The organism is Eisenbergiella massiliensis, from assembly GCF_003435485.1.
Genome location: NZ_QVLV01000006.1, coordinates 1 through 19,110 on the forward strand (window position 1 = coordinate 1; position 19,110 = coordinate 19,110).

Here is a 19,110-nt window from a genome sequence, read left to right on the forward strand (position 1 = left end):
ATGGCTAAAACAAAGGCTTTTTTGTGCAAAATAAATAAGAAAGTATAGAGAGAGAAAGTATGATGGAGAAAAATAAAACGCTGATTATCTTTACAGACAGCGGAGACACCATTATCGACGAGGCTTCCCAGGTTTATGATGCACAGGAACCGGGGATTGTAAGCCGGGCGGAGTTTATTGAAAATGCAGGGGAAATACTGCAGCAGCTGCATGAGGAAGGTTACACTATTGCGCTTGTAGCGGACGGGGAAGAAGCGTCCTTTCAGAATGTTTACAGAAAAAACGGACTGCGCAGCTGCTTCGATGCCTGGGTAGTTTCGGAAACGGTGGGACAGCAGAAGCCGGAGGCAATTATGTTTCAGACAGCCATGGAACAGCTGGGACTGGAGGAAAAGGATAAAAAACGGATTGTCATGATTGGCAATAATCTGAAAAAGGATATTGCAGGGGCAAACCGTTTTGGGATTACCAGCATCTGGCTGGACTGGTCGCCGCGTTATTACAGAACTATAGAGGAAGAGGACTGGAGGCCGGATTATACGGTACATCATCCTTCGGAGCTTCCTGCTTTACTGGAGGAACTGAACAGAAAACTTGAGGATAAAGCGCCTGGAAGATAGTCCTGGCAGTGGCATCCATGGGCGGCGGCGCTGCAGGCTGGCGTAACGTGGCAATTGTGTACGGGCTTATCGGACTGGTGGTAAATACCATATCCGTCCTGTCTGTAAAGGAAGTGCCGGATGAAGAAGAAAAGGTGCAGACCTCCGCTGAAAAGGGAGGGGAAGATAAGCTGTCCCTTTGGGAATCCGCCAAGCTTCTGTTTGCGAACAAATATTATCTGATTATTGTAGCTGTTTATGTCCTGACTTATATTCAGACTGGCATTGCGGGCATCGGTATTTATTATATGACCTATGTGCTGGGCAATCCCGCTTTGCTGGGAACCTTTTCCGCGGCGCAGATGTTCCCGATGATTATCGGCCTGGCATTTACTCCCTGGCTGGTGAAAAAAGCAAAGGGAATGTATAAGGTAAATCTGTTCGGGTATTGTATCGCTTTCTTTATGAGAATCGGTTTTATTGTGGGGGGAATGATGGGCAATATCCCCATGATGCTGTGCTTCTCCGTTCTTGCCGGACTCTGTGTCAGCCCCCTGACCGGAGATCTGAACGCGCTGATTGTAGCAACCAGCGATTATACCTACAGGACAAAAGGCAAGAGGATTGACGGAACCATGTACTCCTGTTCCTCACTGGGAATTAAGATCGGAAGCGGCATCGGTACCGCATTAACCGGATGGCTGCTCGCAGCCGGCGGTTATATAGCAAACGCGGAGATTCAGCCGCAGTCCTGTATTAATATGCTGAACTTCCTGTATCTGTGGTTCCCGTTTATCACGGTTATAATTATGATAATACTTCTGTATTCTCTGAAGGTGGAAAAAGCAAATGAAGACTGGGATGCGGAGCATGGGAAACAGTAAGAAAAGATTGAGAAAGAAACCGTAAAAACGAAACGGGAATTTTAAATATGTATAATAGTCAGACGCTGCAGGCTGCAAAAAGGCCTGCAGCGTTTGTTGTAGTGGGACAGGGAGGGCGCGCAGGGCATAGCTGTGATGAGATTTCCCGCCCATTTATTAAAGCAGGTTTGTGCCCCGGCTGGTTTATATTCGTTTGCCCTAGAAATTATCTCCTGCAGAATTCTCCAGTTCGCGGATATCGTCAAGGGGTATCATGGTATTAACAATGGATAGCGTTCTGCCGGCGGGATTGAATTTTGAGACCATGCCGGTGAGCTTTACGTATTCACCGTCATGAAAGTAAACGACGGTGATGATGTCTCCGGTGTGTATCATCCTCAGCCTGCGGTCCAGCTCTTCCTTGCGCTCCTCTGACAGTTCTGTTTTGGGAACAATGATCCGCTCTTTTTCAGCAAGAGCTTCACGGAAGCCTTTTACTGCATCGAAGGGCATGAAAATTTTAGCACGGTCGGCCTTAGTCTGATTCGCCACTTTTATGACCTCCTATCTGAAGATTCCGTTCTCTGGTAGTTGCGGCATCCTCCAGGTTCATTCCTTTCATGATGGCATTTTTGCCGAATTTTTTCTTGATGTCCAGGACGGCCATCTGTATTTTCCGATCTTTTTCCAGTTCGGCCGGGTCGGTAAAGAGATCGTACTGCTCGTATGCTTCATCCACCACATTGTTAAAGCCGATATTTACGCGGCGGATAGGGGCGGTTTTGTTAACTATTTTCTCATACAGCAGGGAAAAAGCTTTGGTAATGACACGTACGGAGTTGGTCGTTACGGTGAGCGGGGAGGTCCCGTGGGAGGATTTTGCGGTATCCCGGGAATAACCCACGTAAAGAAAAATGGAATCCGTGACAAGGCCCTTATCCACCAGGTCAAGACAGAGCAGATCCACCATTTCCTTGACGATGAGCAGCCCTTCTTCATAATTATATTCCCGAAACAGCACCTGGCCGCTGGAGAGGGAATTGTTTTTTGATTTATAGGCTTTGATTTCCGCGATGGTGGTGGGTTCCCTTCCCCAGGAATGGTCGATGAGATATTCTGCGTCAACGCCGAAGGCTTTATAAAGAAGCTTTTCGTCCATATGGGCAACCTCGCCCATTGAGGTGATTCCCATGGACGACAGCCGGCTGGCAATGCCGGGGCCGATCCGCCAGAAATCGGTAAGCGGCCGGTGATCCCATAAAGTCCTACGGTAAGTCTCTTCGTCCAGATAGCCTATAAAATCAGAATTATGCTTTGCTGTGATATCCAGTGCTATTTTGGCAAGATACAGGTTCGTACCGATGCCGCAGGCTGCAGGAAGGCCGGTGGTGTCACGGATGTCCTGAAGGATGCGAAGGGCCAGTTCCCTGGCTGTAAGGCGGTACATAGGCAGATAATCCGTGATATCCAGAAAGGCTTCATCAATGGAATATACGTGAATATCCTCTTTGGCCGCATATTTTAAATAAATGGAATAAATATTGGCGGAGTGTTCGATATATAACTTCATGCGCGGCGGCGCCATGATATATTTCATATTGTCGGGAATCTGGAATACACGGCAGCGGTTCCTGACGCCCATGCTTTTCATGGAGGGGGATACGGCCAGACATATAGTGCCGCTGTGACGTTCAGGATCCGCAACAACCAGATTGGTGGTAAGAGGATCGAGGCCGCGTTCCACACACTCTACGGAAGCATAAAAAGATTTCAAATCAATACATAAATACATTCTGTCAGACATTCCCAGGACCTCCAGTCCATATGGATATTATCCTGCACAGGCCCGGCTTAACAGAGTACGCCGCCTGTAAGAGTGAGCAGGCTGCGCCCTGCTGGCATGCCGGGAAGAAAGAAGAAGGGCGGCAGAAAGCATTGCAGGGCAGCCGTATAACTTAATTATAACAGAACTGATGTTCGGAGTAAACAACCAAAAAATTTTTTGATAAATATAGGGAAAATAAAGTAACTGTGAAAGGGCTGGACAGCTGAATAATTGCAACAGGAGTAACAGATCTGCTATCTGAACTGTTACGAGTATCAAATGGATTTTGTGGCTGCGGCGAACTGCAAGGCTCTAATGCCTCAGGAAAATTCTGGAAAAAAAGCCTTCGTTCAGGGCTGGAACCGCCCCTGCACATTTTGTTCAAAGGAATAGCCAAGCTCCAGAAGCTTTCGCTCCCGGCCATATTCCGCAGCAAAGGTCGCGCCCTGTGGGACTCCTTTTTTATCCATGCCAAGGGGCACCGTCAACTGAGGATAACCGGCGGCGGAAACAGTGGCGGAGGCCGTGCTGTTCAGAAAAACGACGGCATCCAGGCCGTGCTCTGAAAAAAGTGTATCCAGAATTCCCTGCGCTTCCTGTATGGAACCCTTTATGGGGCCGTCATCGCACTGTTCCACCACGTCCGCTGCTTCCAGAAGATCTTGTCCATAACGGATGCGCCGCCTGGAATCTTCCTGATTATAAGCAATAAGCTCTTTCAGGGTGGTGATGGGAAGACCGTATTTTAACGCATACGCCTCAAAATCCCGGCGGAAGGTCAGATAAATGATATTCTGCACGGATACATCCTGAATGCCGGGGAGCTCCTTTACCTGTGCGCCGGCATGCTCCAGCGCCGTTTTCAGTTGGGTTATCATGTCTTCCTGATTGTAATCATAGATAAGCAGGCCGATCACCGCGCCGTTCAGGGCGTCTTCCTGTCCGGAGAGATCGGCATAGGAACCGGAAAGGGCGCCGTAGGCGAGGGAAGCATCGCTGACACATTTGGCGATGGGGCCGGGGGTGTCAACCGCCTGAATCAACGGCATGATTCCTTCGGCGGATATGCTGCCACGGGAGGGCTTGAAGCCTACGACGGAGTTGGCGGCGGCAGGCCCGGAAATGGATCCTGCCGTTTCCGTCCCGAAGGAGACAGGGGCAAGGTTGGCGGTAACAGATACGGCGCTGCCGCTGCTGGAGCCGGAGGGAGAGATTTTCAGGGGGCCGAAGGGATTGACGGTCTGGCCGGCCTTCCCGCTGTAGCCCGAGGGCATGACGGAGGAAAGGTAATTGGCAAATTCTGAAAGATTGTTTTTCCCTAAGATGACAGCGCCCTGTTCCCGCAGCATGCGGACAAGGGCGGCGTCCTCCCTGGGAAGGAAAGTGGAAAAGGCTTCGGCCCCGGCGCTTGTGGGAATATCCGCGGTATTGATATTGTCTTTAAGCAATACGGGAATACCGAACAGAGGAGAAGGCGGGAACTGTATGCCTGATTGGAGGAGAGCGCTTCGCGAGGTATCACAGGCCCTGGCCTGCTCCAGAACATCCACAGCGACCTCCGTTACGGAATTATAGCCATGCCGGCTCTGGTCAAGCGTTTTAATGCGGTAGAGACAGATGGCGGCCAGCTCTTCATAGGTCAGCTTCCCCTGGCCCACTGCCTGCTGAAGCTCATCAATGTTTTTTTCAAGAACCAGGCTTTCCTTTTCGGATATCAGGGTATCAATATCCAAATCCTCCAGCTGGCGGTCGATGTCCGCGGTGATTTTACCGCTGTTGTATGCGAGCCATTCTTCGCCCGGAGGAATGACTGCTTTCAGGTAAATGAAAACGCCTGTTATACAGAGAAACAGCAGCAAAAGGATGCCGCCGATTATTTTTCGTTTTCTGCTCATGTTTAACCTCCTGCGGTTCTGCCGCCCAAGCGGCATATTCGGGTTCATTCCATATCTTTAGAATCACCGGATTTATGGAAGATTATACCGGCAGAGGCACATCCGTATAATTGTGAGCAGACATGGCTGGTACGGACAAGGGCACCGGATACAACCAGTGCGTCCGGATGGAGATAACGGAGGGAGATCGTATGCAGAAAATTGCGGTGCAGTCTTTACGGGAAGAGGAGGATGCGCCTCTGGCCTGTTTTTATTCAAATTGGATATTTTGAAAAACAAACGCCTCCGAATAATTTTTACAGCATCTCCATATACTGACAAAGATTCTAAGGAACTACAGTTTCCTGTATAACAGAAAGGAATGTCGGCTATGGATGAAAAGCAAAAAAAAGAATATCAGGAGTACGTCAAGCAGGTGACTCCTACACATAATATATGGCTGCAGATGCTGAAGGCCTTTGTGGTTGGGGGAATTATCTGCGTGATAGGGCAGGCGATTCTGAATACCTGCGCCGGAATGGGGCTGGACAAAGAGGCCTCCGGCGGCTGGTCGGCCTTACTGTTGATTCTGATGAGCGTGGTGCTTACCGGATTTAACATATATCCCTCTATTGTAAAATGGGGAGGTGCGGGCGCTCTCGTTCCCATTACCGGCTTCGCCAACTCCGTGGCGGCCCCGGCCATCGAATTTAAAAGCGAGGGCCAGGTATTCGGCGTGGGCTGCAAGATATTTACGATAGCCGGCCCGGTTATCCTGTACGGGATTTTTACCAGCTGGGTGTTGGGAGTGATATATTGGATTTTGAAGCTGATGGGCGTGATGTAATCAATAAGGAAGGGACAGCAAATCAGGCGTATGCCGGTTTGCTGTCCCTTTTTTTGACGATATAAGGCGGAACGTGAGGGCTGTTGCTGATGGAGCCTGATGGCACCGGCTCCCGGCTATTGCAGGGCCTTTTCCTCAAACAGGTTGTCCCTGGTGATGTTGTTGAGCCATTTTTCACTGCGGTAATGCTTCAGGACCCATGGCCATTTGACGAATTCATCCGTACACAGCAGGAAGTAAACCCACATGACGGGAAGCTTGAACACAAAGGCTGCAATAAAGCCCAGCGGGACGGCGTAGCACCACATATCAATGGTATCGCAGACAAAACCGAACCGGCTGTCGCCGCCCGCCCGGAAAACGCCGGCGATGAGAGTGGTGTTGACGGCGGCGCCCATGACATAGTAGGTGTTGATGAGAAGCATGTATTTCAGATAATGCATGGCTGTTTCCGAAAGCGTGGCGTATCTGAGCACGAAGGGCGTTACAGCCAGAATCAGAAGGCCTCCCAGCGCGCCGCTGAGAATGGTGAGCTTCATCAGTTTTTTCGCATCCTCCTTTGCGGCCTCCAAACGGTTTTCACCGATTACCTTTCCCAGCAGAATGCCGCCTGCGCTGGCGATTCCGAAGCAGAGGATGGTGCCGAAGTTACGCACTACGATTACAAAGGAATTGGCCGCCACCGCATCGGAGCCAAGGTGGCCGATGATGATGGAATAGGTGGAAAAAGCGACGCCCCAGCTCACATCATTTCCCAGTGCCGGCAGGGAAAGCTTTACAAAGTCCTGGAACAAAAGTTTGTTCCGGATGAACATAAACCTGAAATTGAGCTTAATATCCTTGCTGAAAAACGAAACAAGGAAACAGCAGGCAAGCTCCACAATACGGGAGGTTGCAGTAGCAATGGCAACACCCATAACGCCGAGTTTGGGGGCGCCGAAAAGACCGAAAATAAATACGGCATTCAGCAGGATGTTAAGGGAAAAGGCAAGAATATTGAGCGCCATGCTCACAGTAACCCGGCCGATGCTGCGAAGCACGGACAAATAGACCTCCGTAATGCCCCAGCACAGGTAGGTGATGCTCATAAAACGCAGATAGGAGGCTCCCAGCACAATCAGCTCCTGATCGTTGGTAAAAACCTTCATCATCAGTTCGGGAATCAGCAGGGCCACGGACGCGAACGCCAGTGAAATCACGATGGAGAAACGCAGCGCAATCCCTTCCACCACCTCAATGGCATGCATGTCGCCCTTGCCGAAATACTGGGCGCACAGCATGGTGGCTCCCGTGCCAAGCCCGTAATACACCATGAAAAGGATGTTGGCATATTGGGAGGCCAGGGAAACGGAGGAAATGGATGACTGCCCCACATAATTGAGCATGACGATATCCGCCGAGCTGACGGCGGCGCTCAGCAGATTCTGGATAACAATAGGCAGAACCAGCTTGAAAATCTGGCGGTAGAAACCGGTTTCATCGGCAAAGAACTTCTTTTTCATTTGAGTAATCCCCCTCTGTCATTAGAACGCGCCCCGGTTGGAGGAACGCTTTTACTATTATACAATAAAAGCGGGAAGGATGTATAGTGGATTCGGGCTGAACGGCAGCACATTTGTAACAGTGCAGGCAGGTTTGCGCATTCACTGCGCAAACCGTGAGAAAATGTGGCGGCAGCAGGCATCCGCCCCTCGCCAAAGGCGACTTTTAATGGGCGGATACAGTAACAGTTCGGCCAAAGGGTGAACTGTTACACACATTATTAGTCAGGCCTGTTTTTGATGACAAGTTCAAGCAGATGAAGATCCTCTGTGGAGGTTATGATTTCCGCGATGGACTTCTTTTTGAATTTGTGAAGGATGCTGTGTATCTGTGACTTGACGGTGGACATCTCCACATGCCGGATAGCGCAGATATCAGCCCTTGTATGGCCGGAGGAAAGCAGATAAAGGGTATCTAGTTCGGTCACGGTGAGGGAGGAGAGAAGGTTCAGCATGTAAAGGAAGCTGGTTTCATAGGTCTTTACCCGTTTAAATTCACTTCGGATTTTACCAGCGATTTCGGGACGGATGGGAGAGCGGCCTTCGTATGCCGCCTTTATGCCGGATATAATCTCCTCATTGGTGGAGTTCTTCAGCATATAGTCGCATACCCCCAGCTGGAAGGCCGAAAAAATCAGTTCATCATCCTCATACACGGTGAGGATGATGATTTTAATGTCGGGATAATGGGCGAGTATTTCCCTGGAAGCACGGATCCCGGCATCCTTTGTTTCCATTTCTATATCCATCAGAATGACATCGGGAACGGCCGACAGGGCGGTTTCAACCGCTTCTTTTCCGCTTTCTACGCTGCCTACCAGTTCGATATCAGCGCACTGGGACAGATAATATACATATTTTTTCCGGATAGGCTCCAGATCTTCTGCGATGAGCACCCTTATCTTATTTTCCATGAAAACTCCTTTTTTCATTAAATATCTGTGTTATTTTGGGAAGCAGTATCTGAAAGGAGGTACCCTTGCCCAGGACGCTGTGCACCTCAATTTTCCCTTCATGCGCCTGGATGATCCGGTAGGTGAGCGACAGGCCGATTCCCCAGTGCCTGGAGGTGGACTTGGAGGAAAAGAAGGGAGTAAATATTTTTTTAATATTATTCTGTGAAATGCCTGTGCCCGTATCCTGTATTTCCAGGTGTATCCAGTCGTCGGTATAGCGCAGGTTGAGGGTGAGAAGCCGGCTGTCAGCCTCGCCGTCCCGGCTGCTTTTTTCCATCATGGCGTCGATGGCGTTCCCTACGATATTGTGGATTGCCTGCTCCAGGTATACGGGATCTGCCAGGGCGATGACAGGGTAATCAGGAAAGTTGCAGCAGATTTTTATATGGCAGGCCTCCTCTTTAAAGGCCTCCAGGACGCGTTCCAGCAGTTCTTTCAAATCAATATCTATCAGATGCAGCTCGTCGGTTTTCGTACTTTTATGGATTTCATCAATCCGGCTGTAAAGCTTTTCGCAGCGGTGTATGGTTTCCTGGACGGATTGTTCGGGACACTCCATGGCGGGAAGCAGCTCCAGCTCCGACTGTATGGCAAGAAGTTCGTTTTTTATGTAATGGCAGAATACCTTGGAGGTGGTTTCCGTGGCGTCAATCTGTTTGGATATTTCAAAGGATTCCACATCAATCTGATGGCTGATGTGGGAGAGCCTATAAAGGCTGTAGCATATCAGCAGCAGGAAAATAATGAGCACAAAAGGAAATACATTGTAGAATATTACATTGCTGCCCAGATTTATATACCAGAAATAATAGGAATCCGCAAGCTTGGAAATGCGCAGCAGGAACGAAGGCGTTCTTGAGATAAAAGTAAAATAAAAGATGCTGAGCGTAAAAAAGCAGACCGCCATCAGTAAAAAGTTATAGCGGATCAGCTGTATCCGCGGTGAATGATAGAACGATACAAACAGGATAATCACGCTGAAGAGCATAAGCAGGTTATTTCCGCTGCGTGTGATGAGATAAATAACTTTTTCCGCATCATAGAACTGCTGCGATCCCATAACTGAAGGGTATAGCAGATAATAGAGACGGATGTTAACTGAAGGATCGTAAATAAGCAGCTGCAGCATAAGATAAATCCAGATTCCGATTTTTGTGAGCTTTATTGTCCTGGGAGTAAAGGGCGTGTGGAAGCTCAGGGCAAAATATACGCTGGCCAGGACAATGCTCAGGCTTGCAACATTCATGATACGTATGACGTTAAAACGGGAGATGGGCAGGAAAAATAATTTACGCCATAAAGGATCCGGCAGATAGAAATAGTTCTTTATCACATTGTAGTAATAGGCGTCACGGGAGAAATAGATCATCATCCCAATAATGGCAAAAAAGTATGAAACAAGAACAAGGGTAAAGGAAATGGTATGCTGTTCCCTGTGATGTTGGTAAAGCATAAAAAATATGATGAAAAGAAGAATAAAAAGCGCATAAAACATTATAAATCCTCCCCGCATATGTACAAAATGCGAAATGTACGATCACTCTATTAGTATAATATACACAAAGGTTTATAAAATTTCAACCTTTGCACTGGGTATGTTTACATATATACTAAGTCGTGTCAATAAGTTCTACGACAAATAAATAGTATCAGGGAGGAATTGAAATGAAGTTCAAACGTGTATTGGCAATGGCAGTAACGGCAGTAATGACATGCAGTCTGCTTGCGGGCTGCGGCGGAAAAACAGAAAGTGCAGGTACGGTTGACAGCGGCACAGGTACGGCGGCGCAGGATACTGCGGCGGCAGATACAAAGGGCGGTGAAAAGACAAACCTTAAATTCTATATCTGGAGTGATGAAGAAAACTATATTTCCAAGGTAGTTGAGCAATACAATGCACAGAGCGACAGCGTCCATGTGGAAATGATCAGTATTGCAAATGACAGCTATGATGACAAATTAAAGGTTATGATGGCGGCCGGAGATGAAGCGGACATCGTTGATATCAGAGGGCTTGCGCAGGTGACGCAGTACAGGGATACCGGTTCTTTGATGGATTTGACGGAGCTGGTGAAAAACAGTGAACTGGATATCAGCAAATACGGCGCTATGTGGGATTCCAGTTATCCCGACGGACAGATTTTTGCCCTGCCCACAAGGACCACCTGCTGGATGCTGTTTTATAATCCCGACCTGCTTGCAGAAGCGGGCGTTGAGATGCCGGAGCAGCTTACCTGGACGGAATATGCGGAGATGGCCAAAAAGCTCACCGCAGGGGAAGGCCCTGACAAACAGTGGGGCGGTTACTGGGTTGACTGGCATACACAGTTCATGGCCACACAGCAGGGCGTGTATGTGAATGCGGATGATGTTACCGCAGTCCAGGATTCCCTGGAGCTTTTAAACCAGCTGTACAATGTGGACAAATCCCATATGAGCCTTGGAGAAATGAAGGCTACGGATACCCAGTATCTTGCAGATTTTGAAAACAAGAGAGTAGCGCTGATGCCTCAGGGTGAATGGATGATCAATATGCTTCTCAACGATATTAATGCAGGGAAAACAGATGTCAGCTGGGAAATCGCCCCGATGCCTATTCCGGACGGCGTGGAACCAGGCACCACCTGGGGACAGTTCCAGTTTGCGGGAATCACCTCTACTACCAAACATCCGGAGGAAAGCTTTGATTTCCTGAAATACCTGTGCGGACCGGAAGGCGCTGCCATTTATGCGAGCACCGGAATGGTACATGCTTATACGGATGAGGGCGCGGAAGCAGCTTATAAGGAAGCCGTGGGAAAGGATTCCGTATCCGTAATTTTCAATGCGAAAAAAGTCCAGGAATCTCCGGCATCCAGCAACTTTGACCAGATTCTTAATATCTACAAGGAAAATGCCGAGCTTTACCTGCTGGGAGAAAAAAGCATTGAGGAAACTATGGATAAGTTCCTGCAGCAGAGAGCGGATCTGATGGGCAAGTAAGAGATAAACTGTGACAAAAGGGGAGCGGGTAACCGTTGAGGCGGGAATTGCTCCCCCTTTTTCAGGAAAGGGTGAGAAAATGGCTAAGAATGCAGCTGTGCCAAAGAAAAAATTTAAAAAAGAATGGCTGAAGGGCTACCTTTTTATCCTGCCGAATTTTATCGGTTTTCTAATTTTTATGGGAATTCCCATTATTATGGGACTGGTAATTTCCTTTACCAATTATGATGGCTTTAAGACCTTTGATTTTGTCGGATTAAGCAATTATATAAAAATGTTCAGCGATGAATATTTTCAGGTTTCTTTTATAAACAACCTGGTTTATACCGGCGTTACGGTGCCGTGTACCATCGTTATTGCCCTGCTCCTTGCGGTGGCGCTGAATGTGGGGATCAAGGGGACAGGATTGTTCCGGACCATGTTTTTCTTCCCGAATATCAGCTCCATGGTTGCAGTCGGTATTGTATGGGCCATGATTTTTCATCCGACCAGAGGGCCGCTGAATCTTTTCCTCAGCCATATCGGGATCAGCAATCCGCCTCAGTGGCTGGTTTCCTCCAGTACGGCGCTGGTGTCAGTCATGATCGTTGCCATTTGGAAACAGGCCGGCTACTATATGGTTATCATTCTTGCCGGGCTCCAGTCCATACCGAAGCAGCTGTATGAGGCCGCTGAAATTGACGGGGCAAACGGGCTGAAAAGATTTTTCCACATCACGCTGCCCATGCTTTCACCTACCATGTTTATGGTTACGATACTGGCGCTGATCAGCTCCTTCCAGGTATTCGATCTGATTTCCATTATGACGGAGGGCGGACCGGGCCGGGCGACCAATGTGCTGGTTTACCGGATTTACCAGGAAGGCTTTAAATACCTTAATTTCGGTTATGCATCTGCTATGGCCTATTTCCTGTTTATTATTATTTTGATCATTACACTGATCCAGTTCAGGGGACAGAAAAAATGGGTTACCTATATGCAGTAAAAGGAAGGAGCTTTCAGCATGCTGACAAAATCATATAAAAGAAAAGTACGTATACAGCATTCCCTGCTGTTTGTCATATTAATGATAATCGGACTGACCATGCTGGTCCCGTTTTTCTGGACATTGTCATCCTCTTTTAAATATGACAGGGAAATTTTTGAATATCCTATCAAATGGATTCCGGAGGTTTTCCGCTGGTCCAACTACCAGGAGGTGTGGACAAGGGTAAATTTTCTCACCTATTATCTGAATACGATTAAGCTGTCCATAATCGTTACGGTCGGACAGGTCGTAACCTGCTCCCTGGCTGCTTATTCCTTTGCAAAGATGGATTATCCGGGGAGAGACAAGATTTTCCTGTGCTATCTTGCAACGATGATGGTTCCCTGGCATGCCATCATGATCCCGCAGTTCATTATCATCAAAAATATGGGCTTTTATGACAGCCACTGGTCCATTATCCTCATGAATCTTTTTAGCGCCTTCGGAGTGTTCCTGCTCAGGCAGTTCATGCTTGGTATTCCGATGGAGCTGTCCGAGGCGGCAAGGATCGACGGCTGCGGGGAGCTGAAAATATACTCTCAGATCATAATGCCCATGTGTAAGCCGGGACTGGCTACCCTTGTTGTTTTTACCTTTAATTTCATGTGGAATGACTATATGGGCCCGATGATTTACCTGAATACGGATAAGCTGAAAACAATACAGATTGGCCTGGCCGCTTTCCGGACGGAATATGGCGCGGAATATGGTTTGATTATGGCGGGAACCGTTTGTTCACTGCTTCCCATGGTGCTGATTTACTGTGTTGCGCAGAAATATCTGATTGAAGGTATTGCGTTCTCCGGCCTGAAAGGGTAACGGGTAATTGCCTGAAATCGAGGCGCTATGGATATGGTTATATTACATAAGGAGGTACACAGGCGTACTAAATGATATGCTCCCTTCCGGGCAGACAAGTGATATAATATAGCTTGTCACCTGGAAGGAAGCATATTTTGCAGTTATTCAAAATATTTTCAGGAACAGCCGCCGGGCGTTCCTGTTTTATATGTTTACAGCAACAGATATAATTAAAAGAATATTGAGATGGAGGACTTCAAATGAAAACAGGCGTGGATTATTATCCGGAACATTGGGATAAATCCCTGTGGGAGCAGGATGCGGACTTAATGAAAAAAAGCGGTGTCAGTCTGGTGCGTATGGCGGAGTTTGCCTGGAGTAAAATGGAACCGGAGGAAGGCGTCTATGATTTTGCCTGGCTGGATGAGGCGGTAAAATTATTTGAAGACAGGAATATTGAGGTTATTTTGTGTACGCCCACCAATTGCCCGCCGCTTTGGCTGTATGAAAAATATCCGGAAGTCCTGCAGGTAGGCAGGGATGGAAAGAGACAGGAGGCGGCAATACGGGGGCACCGGTGCTATAATGCGCCGGTGTACCGCATATTCGTTGAGAAGTTTGTCCGAAAAATGGGAGAGCACTATCAGAATATGGCCAATCTGGCAGCCTGGCAGATAGATAATGAAGTGGAAGCCGGATTTTGCTGCTGTGACAGCTGTGCGGAAAAATTCCGGGAGTGGCTGAAAGAGAAATATGGTTCCCTGGAGGCTGTTAACAAGGCATATCATAATGAAGTATGGAGCGGAAGCTATTCTGCATGGTCCCAGGTTCACCCGCCCCTGGGAGATCGCCCTGTGACACAGTATAACCCGGCCTATATGCTGGATTATCAGCGGTTTATGTCGGACAGTACGATAGATTATGTGAATTTTCAGCAGCGGCTGCTGCGGGAGTATTTTCCGCAGACTCCGATTACCACCAATACCTGGTTCTGTGATCATATGCCGGATTTTTATAAGCTGTTTGACAAGCTGGATTTTTGCTCTTATGACAATTATCCTGCGACGGTGCTGCCGGAAGAGGGATATTATTCTCACGCCTTTCATCTGGATTTCATCCGGGGCGTGAAGCAAAAAAACTTTTGGATTATGGAGCAGCTGAGCGGAACGCCGGGGTGCTGGATGCCTATGGCGCCTACGGTGAAGCCGGGAATGATCAAAGGCTATGGGATGCAGGCATTTGCCCATGGGGCGGATGCGGTCATTAATTTCCGTTTCCGCAGCGCAGTAGGCGGCGCCGAGATGTTCTGGCATGGCCTGATCGATCACAGCAATGTGCCTGGCAGGCGGTATGCGGAATTTGAAGAATTGTGCCGGACGGTGAAAAAGCTGAAGCATATGGAAGGAACCGAAATCCGGTCCGGGGTGGCGCTGCTGTGCGGATTTGAAAGTGAATATGCTTTTAGCCTGCAGCTGCAGGCGGAGGGCGCTTACTATCTGGAACAGATGCAGGCTTTTCATAGTGCATTTACCCATTACGGAGTGAATGTGGATATTATTGACCAGGAGGCAGATTTGGGGAAATACCGCATTGTTGTTGCGCCAGCGATGTATGTGCGCTCCCAAAAGGCGTCAGACCAGCTGCACACATTTGCGCAAAACGGCGGCATTGTACTGCTGACGGCCCGCAGCGGAGTGAAGGATGAACATAATAATTGTATTATGCAGCCGCTGCCGGCCGGTTATTCAGATATGACAGGCTGCTGGGTGGAAGAATATGATGCTGTCGGCAATCGTAAAATTCCGGTAATAATTGATGGTCAGTATTACCAGGGTATGCGCTGGTGTGATATAATCAGAACGGAAAGCGCAGAAACCCTGGCGGTCTATGGGGAGAACTTCTATGCAGGGAAGGCGGCGGTAACGAAAAATTCCTATGGGAAGGGATGCGTTTATTATATCGGAACGGTAGGGCTGCCCGGGCTTTGCCGCAGGCTGGCGGAAGAGATGCTGCGTCAGACGGATATTCCCTACGTGGAGAATCTGCCGGAACGTGTAGAAGTGACGGTTCGCGAAGGCAAGGGGAAGCGCTTCACCTTTCTGTTTAATAATGATGAAGCAGCAAAGGAATTTGATTTCAGGGGAATACCGATGAGGATGGAGCCGTTTGAGATGAAGGTGCTGGAAGGAGGAGCGGTGTGAAAAATGGCAGGCAAGGCAGGAAATGAGGCATCCATCCGATATTTAAAATGAAGGAAGGCAAGGAGAAAAGTATGGGAATTACATATTTTGAAAAAGAAAGAATTTTTAAGCTGGATACGAAAAATACCAGTTATCTGATCGGGATAACAGATGAGGAAAATTTTATAGGGCACATTTATTATGGAAAAAAACTGGAGGATCATAATCTGGCATATCTGCTCAGAACAGAAGAATCGCCCTATGTGCCTTCGGTGAATGCAAGAGACAGGGTATCCTTCCTGGATTCCTTCCCGATGGAATATCCGGGACACGGAACAGGCGACTATCGGGAAGCCGCTTTCAGGGTAAAGACGCAGGCCGGCCATACAGCCTGCAGCCTTTCATATGTCTCGCATGAAATTTTTGCAGGGAAAAAAGAAATTCCGGGACTGCCTGCTTCCTTTGCAAAGACGGGAAAGGACGGTAAGCCGGAGGGGTGCTTTACGTTGGAGCTGCTTTGCACAGACAGCGTGCTTAACCTGACCGCAGTGCTCAGCTATTCTGTTTTTGAGGACACGGATGTAATTGCGCGGCATGTGTCTATACTAAATAACAGTGAAAACACAATCTGGCTGACAAAGGTTTCCTCCATGTGCATGGATATGGATAATCGTGAGTTTGAAGCGATTACCCTGCACGGCTCCTGGGCCAGAGAGCGTCATATCCAGAGGCAGAAGATTGGGATCGGGATGCAGGGTGTCACATCAGGACGGGGGGAATCCGGCCACCAGGATCATCCATTTATTGCATTGGTCACCCCCAATACCACACAGGATACCGGTGAAGTGTACGGCGTACAGTTGGTTTATTCGGGGAATTATGAATTCCGGGCGGATGTCAACCAGTATGATTCTGTGAGACTGCAGGTGGGCATTAATCCTGTGGATTTTTGCTGGAAGCTGGAAGCAGGCGCGCACTTTGATGCTCCGGAAGCGCTGCTGACCTATTCTGCCTCAGGGCTTTCCGGAATGACGGCGCACTATCACGATTTTATAAGACAGCATATTATCAGAAGCCCATACAAAGATAAAAAACGCCCCATTCTGATTAACAACTGGGAAGCAACCTATTTTGATTTTAATACGGAAAAGCTGCTTGCCATTGCAAAGGAAGCGGCAGGACTGGGGATTGAAATGCTTGTGCTGGACGACGGCTGGTTCGGCGCCCGCAGCAGTGACAACTGCGCCTTGGGTGACTGGGTGGTGAATGAAGAAAAACTGCCCGGCGGCCTGTCCGGCCTGGCGGAGGAAATCAACAGGCTGGGAATGAAATTCGGTTTGTGGTTTGAGCCGGAAATGGTATCTCCGGACTCCGATTTATACCGCAAGCATCCCGACTGGGCGATTGCAGTGCCGGGCAGGACCCCGGGGAGGGCGCGCAACCAATATGTGCTTGATTTTTCCCGCAGTGAGGTAGTGGACGGTGTATGGGAGATGATGGAACGGGTGTTAAGCTCTGCCAACATCGAATATGTGAAATGGGATATGAACCGGCCGCTGAGTGATCTGGGGAGTGCGGCGCTGCCGCCGGATCGTCAGGGAGAGCTGTCCCACCGTTATATGCTGGGCGTTTATTCACTGCAGGAGCGCCTGGTTTCCAGGTTCCCGAATATTTTGCTTGAAAACTGTTCAGGCGGAGGCGCCCGGTATGATGCGGGCATGCTGTATTACAGTCCTCAGATTTGGTGCTCGGATGATACGGATGCCATCGAACGGCTGGCGATTCAGGAAGGAACGGCGTTGATTTATCCGCTGTCTACCATCGGCGCGCATGTCAGTGACTGCCCCAATCATGCGGTGGGACGGGTGACGCCTTTTGAAACCAGGGGATATGTGGCGCTGGCAGGCACCTTTGGCTATGAACTGGATGTGACCCGTATACCGGAGGAGGACAGGAAACAGATTCCGGCGCAGACCGCCATGTATCATAAGTATAATGATTTGGTGAGAGAGGGCGATTATTTCCGTCTGGCATCCGCTTCTGAAAATCAGATGTATGACAGCTGGCAGGTGGTATCTAAGGACGGAACGGAGAGCCTTGTAACTTTTATCCAGGTAAAAGGCCGTACGGGCCAGCGTAGCAGAAGAGTATTCTTAAGAGGGCTGCACCCGGATAAAAAGTATCGTATCGAGGGAGAAGACGGCGTCTTCGGCGGAGATACGCTGATGTATGCAGGTCTTCAGGTCGCCGGGATGTGGGGCGATTTTCAGGGAAAACTGATTCATCTGGTGCAGGTTTAAGGGGCAGTGAAAATATAACGCAGGAAAAACAATCCGAAGCCGCCGTTTTTTGGCGGCTTCCTTTCCCTTACCCTGTCTGTAAAATTTATGAAAAAAAGAATTCTGGTTTTCCATGGGCTTATGTTTGCATACTTTCCTTAAAATAACCAAATAATAACTGCAGACCAGATAGAAAGGAATGCGGTAAAAATGGAAAAAGACAGGAAAGAAACACCGGTTTCCCCGATTCTGGGCAAGCAGAGCGTGAGCCTTCAGAAACCGGTATACATGATAGACAGCGCCTCCATTGTGGGGAAAAAAGAAGGGGAAGGGCCGCTGGGCGATTTATTTGACCTGGTGGGAGAGGACGACATGTTCGGCGCCCAGACCTGGGAAGATGCGGAGAGCACCCTGCAGAAGGAGGCACTGGGCACCGCCTTGCGGAAAGCAGGCTGGAAGGCGCAGGAGGTACGATACCTGTTTGCAGGGGATCTGTTGGGACAGGAAATCGCCACCAGCTTCGGCCTGGTGAACTATGAACTTCCTCTGTTCGGCCTTTATGGAGCCTGCTCCACCTGCGGCCTTTCCCTGACCCTGGCATCGATGATTATAAGCGGAGGCTTTGCGGATAAGGCAGCCTGTGTCACCAGCAGCCACTTTGCCAGTGCGGAAAAAGAGTTCCGTTTTCCTCTTGCCTACGGTAACCAGCGCCCTCTTTCGGCCACCTGGACCGTGACGGGTAGCGGCGCTTTTTTGCTGGGTGCGGAGAAAACAGGGAAGGCCAGGGCCAAAATCACCGGTCTTACGCCGGGAAAAATCGTGGACTACGGACTGAAGGACAGCATGAACATGGGGGCTTGTATGGCGCCTGCCGCTGCGGATACCATTGAGCAGCATCTGAAGGATTTCGGCAGGCAGCCTGATTACTACGATAAAATCATTACAGGCGATCTGGGAAAAGTGGGACAGACCGTATTAATTGACCTGCTGAATAAAAAAGGAATAGACATTTCCGGCCAGCATATGGACTGCGGCATTGAAATTTTCGATGCGGGAGAACAGGATACCCATGCAGGAGGCTCAGGCTGCGGCTGTTCGGCAGTGACACTGTCCGCCTATGTCCTGAAAATGCTGGAGGAGGGCGTGTGGAAGCGTGTATTATTTGCGCCTACAGGAGCGCTTCTGAGCAAAACAAGCTTTAATGAGGGACAGAATGTTCCGGGAATCGCCCATGGGGTAGTGCTGGAAAGTCCGGTATAGATTAGTTTTTATAAGAGTACGTGTATGTGCATCGGGGGCTGCTGATTGCTGCAGGCCCCGATGTTATTGTATGATG

At 49.0% G+C, this 19,110-nt stretch carries 15 protein-coding genes; 9 read left to right on the plus strand and 6 right to left on the minus strand.

Annotation, left to right across the window (positions count from 1 at the left end; genetic code table 11):
* The first annotated feature begins 59 nt into the window (after positions 1 to 59).
* Both DXC51_RS10070 and DXC51_RS10075 read left to right on the plus strand, forming a co-directional pair.
* On the plus strand, positions 60 to 620 hold the full coding sequence (locus DXC51_RS10070) for an HAD family hydrolase (protein ID WP_117544441.1): 561 nt from the start codon (positions 60 to 62) through the stop codon (positions 618 to 620).
* 17 nt (positions 621 to 637) lie between these two features.
* Entirely contained in the window at positions 638 to 1,483 is an 846-nt protein-coding gene (locus tag DXC51_RS10075; RefSeq protein WP_117544442.1) for an MFS transporter, read from the plus strand.
* Positions 1,484 to 1,681: 198 nt separating this feature from the next.
* Here DXC51_RS10075 and DXC51_RS10080 read toward each other — a convergent pair whose 3' ends face one another.
* From DXC51_RS10080 to DXC51_RS10090, 3 genes are all read right to left on the minus strand, one after another.
* Positions 1,682 to 2,014, minus strand: coding sequence for a YolD-like family protein (locus DXC51_RS10080; protein WP_320620505.1), 333 nt, complete (start codon positions 2,012 to 2,014; stop codon positions 1,682 to 1,684).
* Positions 1,998 to 3,266, minus strand: a complete 1,269-nt coding sequence (locus DXC51_RS10085; RefSeq protein ID WP_025490689.1) for a Y-family DNA polymerase — start codon at positions 3,264 to 3,266, stop codon at positions 1,998 to 2,000. Before DXC51_RS10085 ends, DXC51_RS10080 begins: the two co-directional genes overlap by 17 nt.
* A 371-nt stretch (positions 3,267 to 3,637) precedes the next feature.
* Positions 3,638 to 5,182: an amidase family protein gene (locus tag DXC51_RS10090; RefSeq protein WP_117544443.1), complete on the minus strand. Its 1,545-nt coding sequence runs from the start codon at positions 5,180 to 5,182 to the stop codon at positions 3,638 to 3,640.
* A gap of 370 nt (positions 5,183 to 5,552) precedes the next feature.
* On the opposite strand from DXC51_RS10090, the gene DXC51_RS10095 reads away from it, so the two are divergent.
* Positions 5,553 to 6,008, plus strand: coding sequence for a SpoVA/SpoVAEb family sporulation membrane protein (locus DXC51_RS10095; protein WP_025490691.1), 456 nt, complete (start codon positions 5,553 to 5,555; stop codon positions 6,006 to 6,008).
* A 116-nt stretch (positions 6,009 to 6,124) separates the two neighbouring features.
* Here DXC51_RS10095 and DXC51_RS10100 read toward each other — a convergent pair whose 3' ends face one another.
* The 3 genes from DXC51_RS10100 to DXC51_RS10110 form a co-directional block, all read right to left on the minus strand.
* Positions 6,125 to 7,510, minus strand: a complete 1,386-nt coding sequence (locus DXC51_RS10100) for an MATE family efflux transporter (protein ID WP_117544444.1) — start codon at positions 7,508 to 7,510, stop codon at positions 6,125 to 6,127.
* Positions 7,511 to 7,770: 260 nt separating this feature from the next.
* Positions 7,771 to 8,463 (minus strand): response regulator transcription factor, encoded by a 693-nt coding sequence (locus DXC51_RS10105; protein ID WP_117544445.1) that lies wholly within the window; start codon positions 8,461 to 8,463, stop codon positions 7,771 to 7,773.
* Positions 8,453 to 10,000, minus strand: coding sequence for an ATP-binding protein (locus DXC51_RS10110; protein ID WP_181970076.1), 1,548 nt, complete (start codon positions 9,998 to 10,000; stop codon positions 8,453 to 8,455). Before DXC51_RS10110 ends, DXC51_RS10105 begins: the two co-directional genes overlap by 11 nt.
* Positions 10,001 to 10,170: 170 nt before the next feature.
* On the opposite strand from DXC51_RS10110, the gene DXC51_RS10115 reads away from it, so the two are divergent.
* The 6 genes from DXC51_RS10115 to DXC51_RS10140 all read left to right on the plus strand — a co-directional run bounded on the left by DXC51_RS10115 (position 10,171) and on the right by DXC51_RS10140 (position 19,034).
* A complete protein-coding gene (locus tag DXC51_RS10115) occupies positions 10,171 to 11,487 on the plus strand; it encodes an ABC transporter substrate-binding protein (RefSeq protein WP_117544447.1) in 1,317 nt (438 codons plus the stop codon).
* Between the two features lie 79 nt (positions 11,488 to 11,566).
* Positions 11,567 to 12,472: a carbohydrate ABC transporter permease gene (locus tag DXC51_RS10120; protein ID WP_021635171.1), complete on the plus strand. Its 906-nt coding sequence runs from the start codon at positions 11,567 to 11,569 to the stop codon at positions 12,470 to 12,472.
* A gap of 18 nt (positions 12,473 to 12,490) precedes the next feature.
* Positions 12,491 to 13,333, plus strand: a complete 843-nt coding sequence (locus DXC51_RS10125) for a carbohydrate ABC transporter permease (RefSeq protein WP_021635172.1) — start codon at positions 12,491 to 12,493, stop codon at positions 13,331 to 13,333.
* Between the two features lie 242 nt (positions 13,334 to 13,575).
* On the plus strand, positions 13,576 to 15,516 hold the full coding sequence (locus DXC51_RS10130) for a beta-galactosidase (protein WP_117544448.1): 1,941 nt from the start codon (positions 13,576 to 13,578) through the stop codon (positions 15,514 to 15,516).
* Between the two features lie 71 nt (positions 15,517 to 15,587).
* Complete coding sequence (locus DXC51_RS10135) at positions 15,588 to 17,795, plus strand: alpha-galactosidase (RefSeq protein ID WP_117544596.1); 2,208 nt, start codon at positions 15,588 to 15,590, stop codon at positions 17,793 to 17,795.
* Positions 17,796 to 17,984: 189 nt separating this feature from the next.
* Positions 17,985 to 19,034 (plus strand): stage V sporulation protein AD, encoded by a 1,050-nt coding sequence (locus tag DXC51_RS10140; RefSeq protein WP_102286879.1) that lies wholly within the window; start codon positions 17,985 to 17,987, stop codon positions 19,032 to 19,034.
* The last annotated feature ends 76 nt before the right edge of the window (positions 19,035 to 19,110 follow it).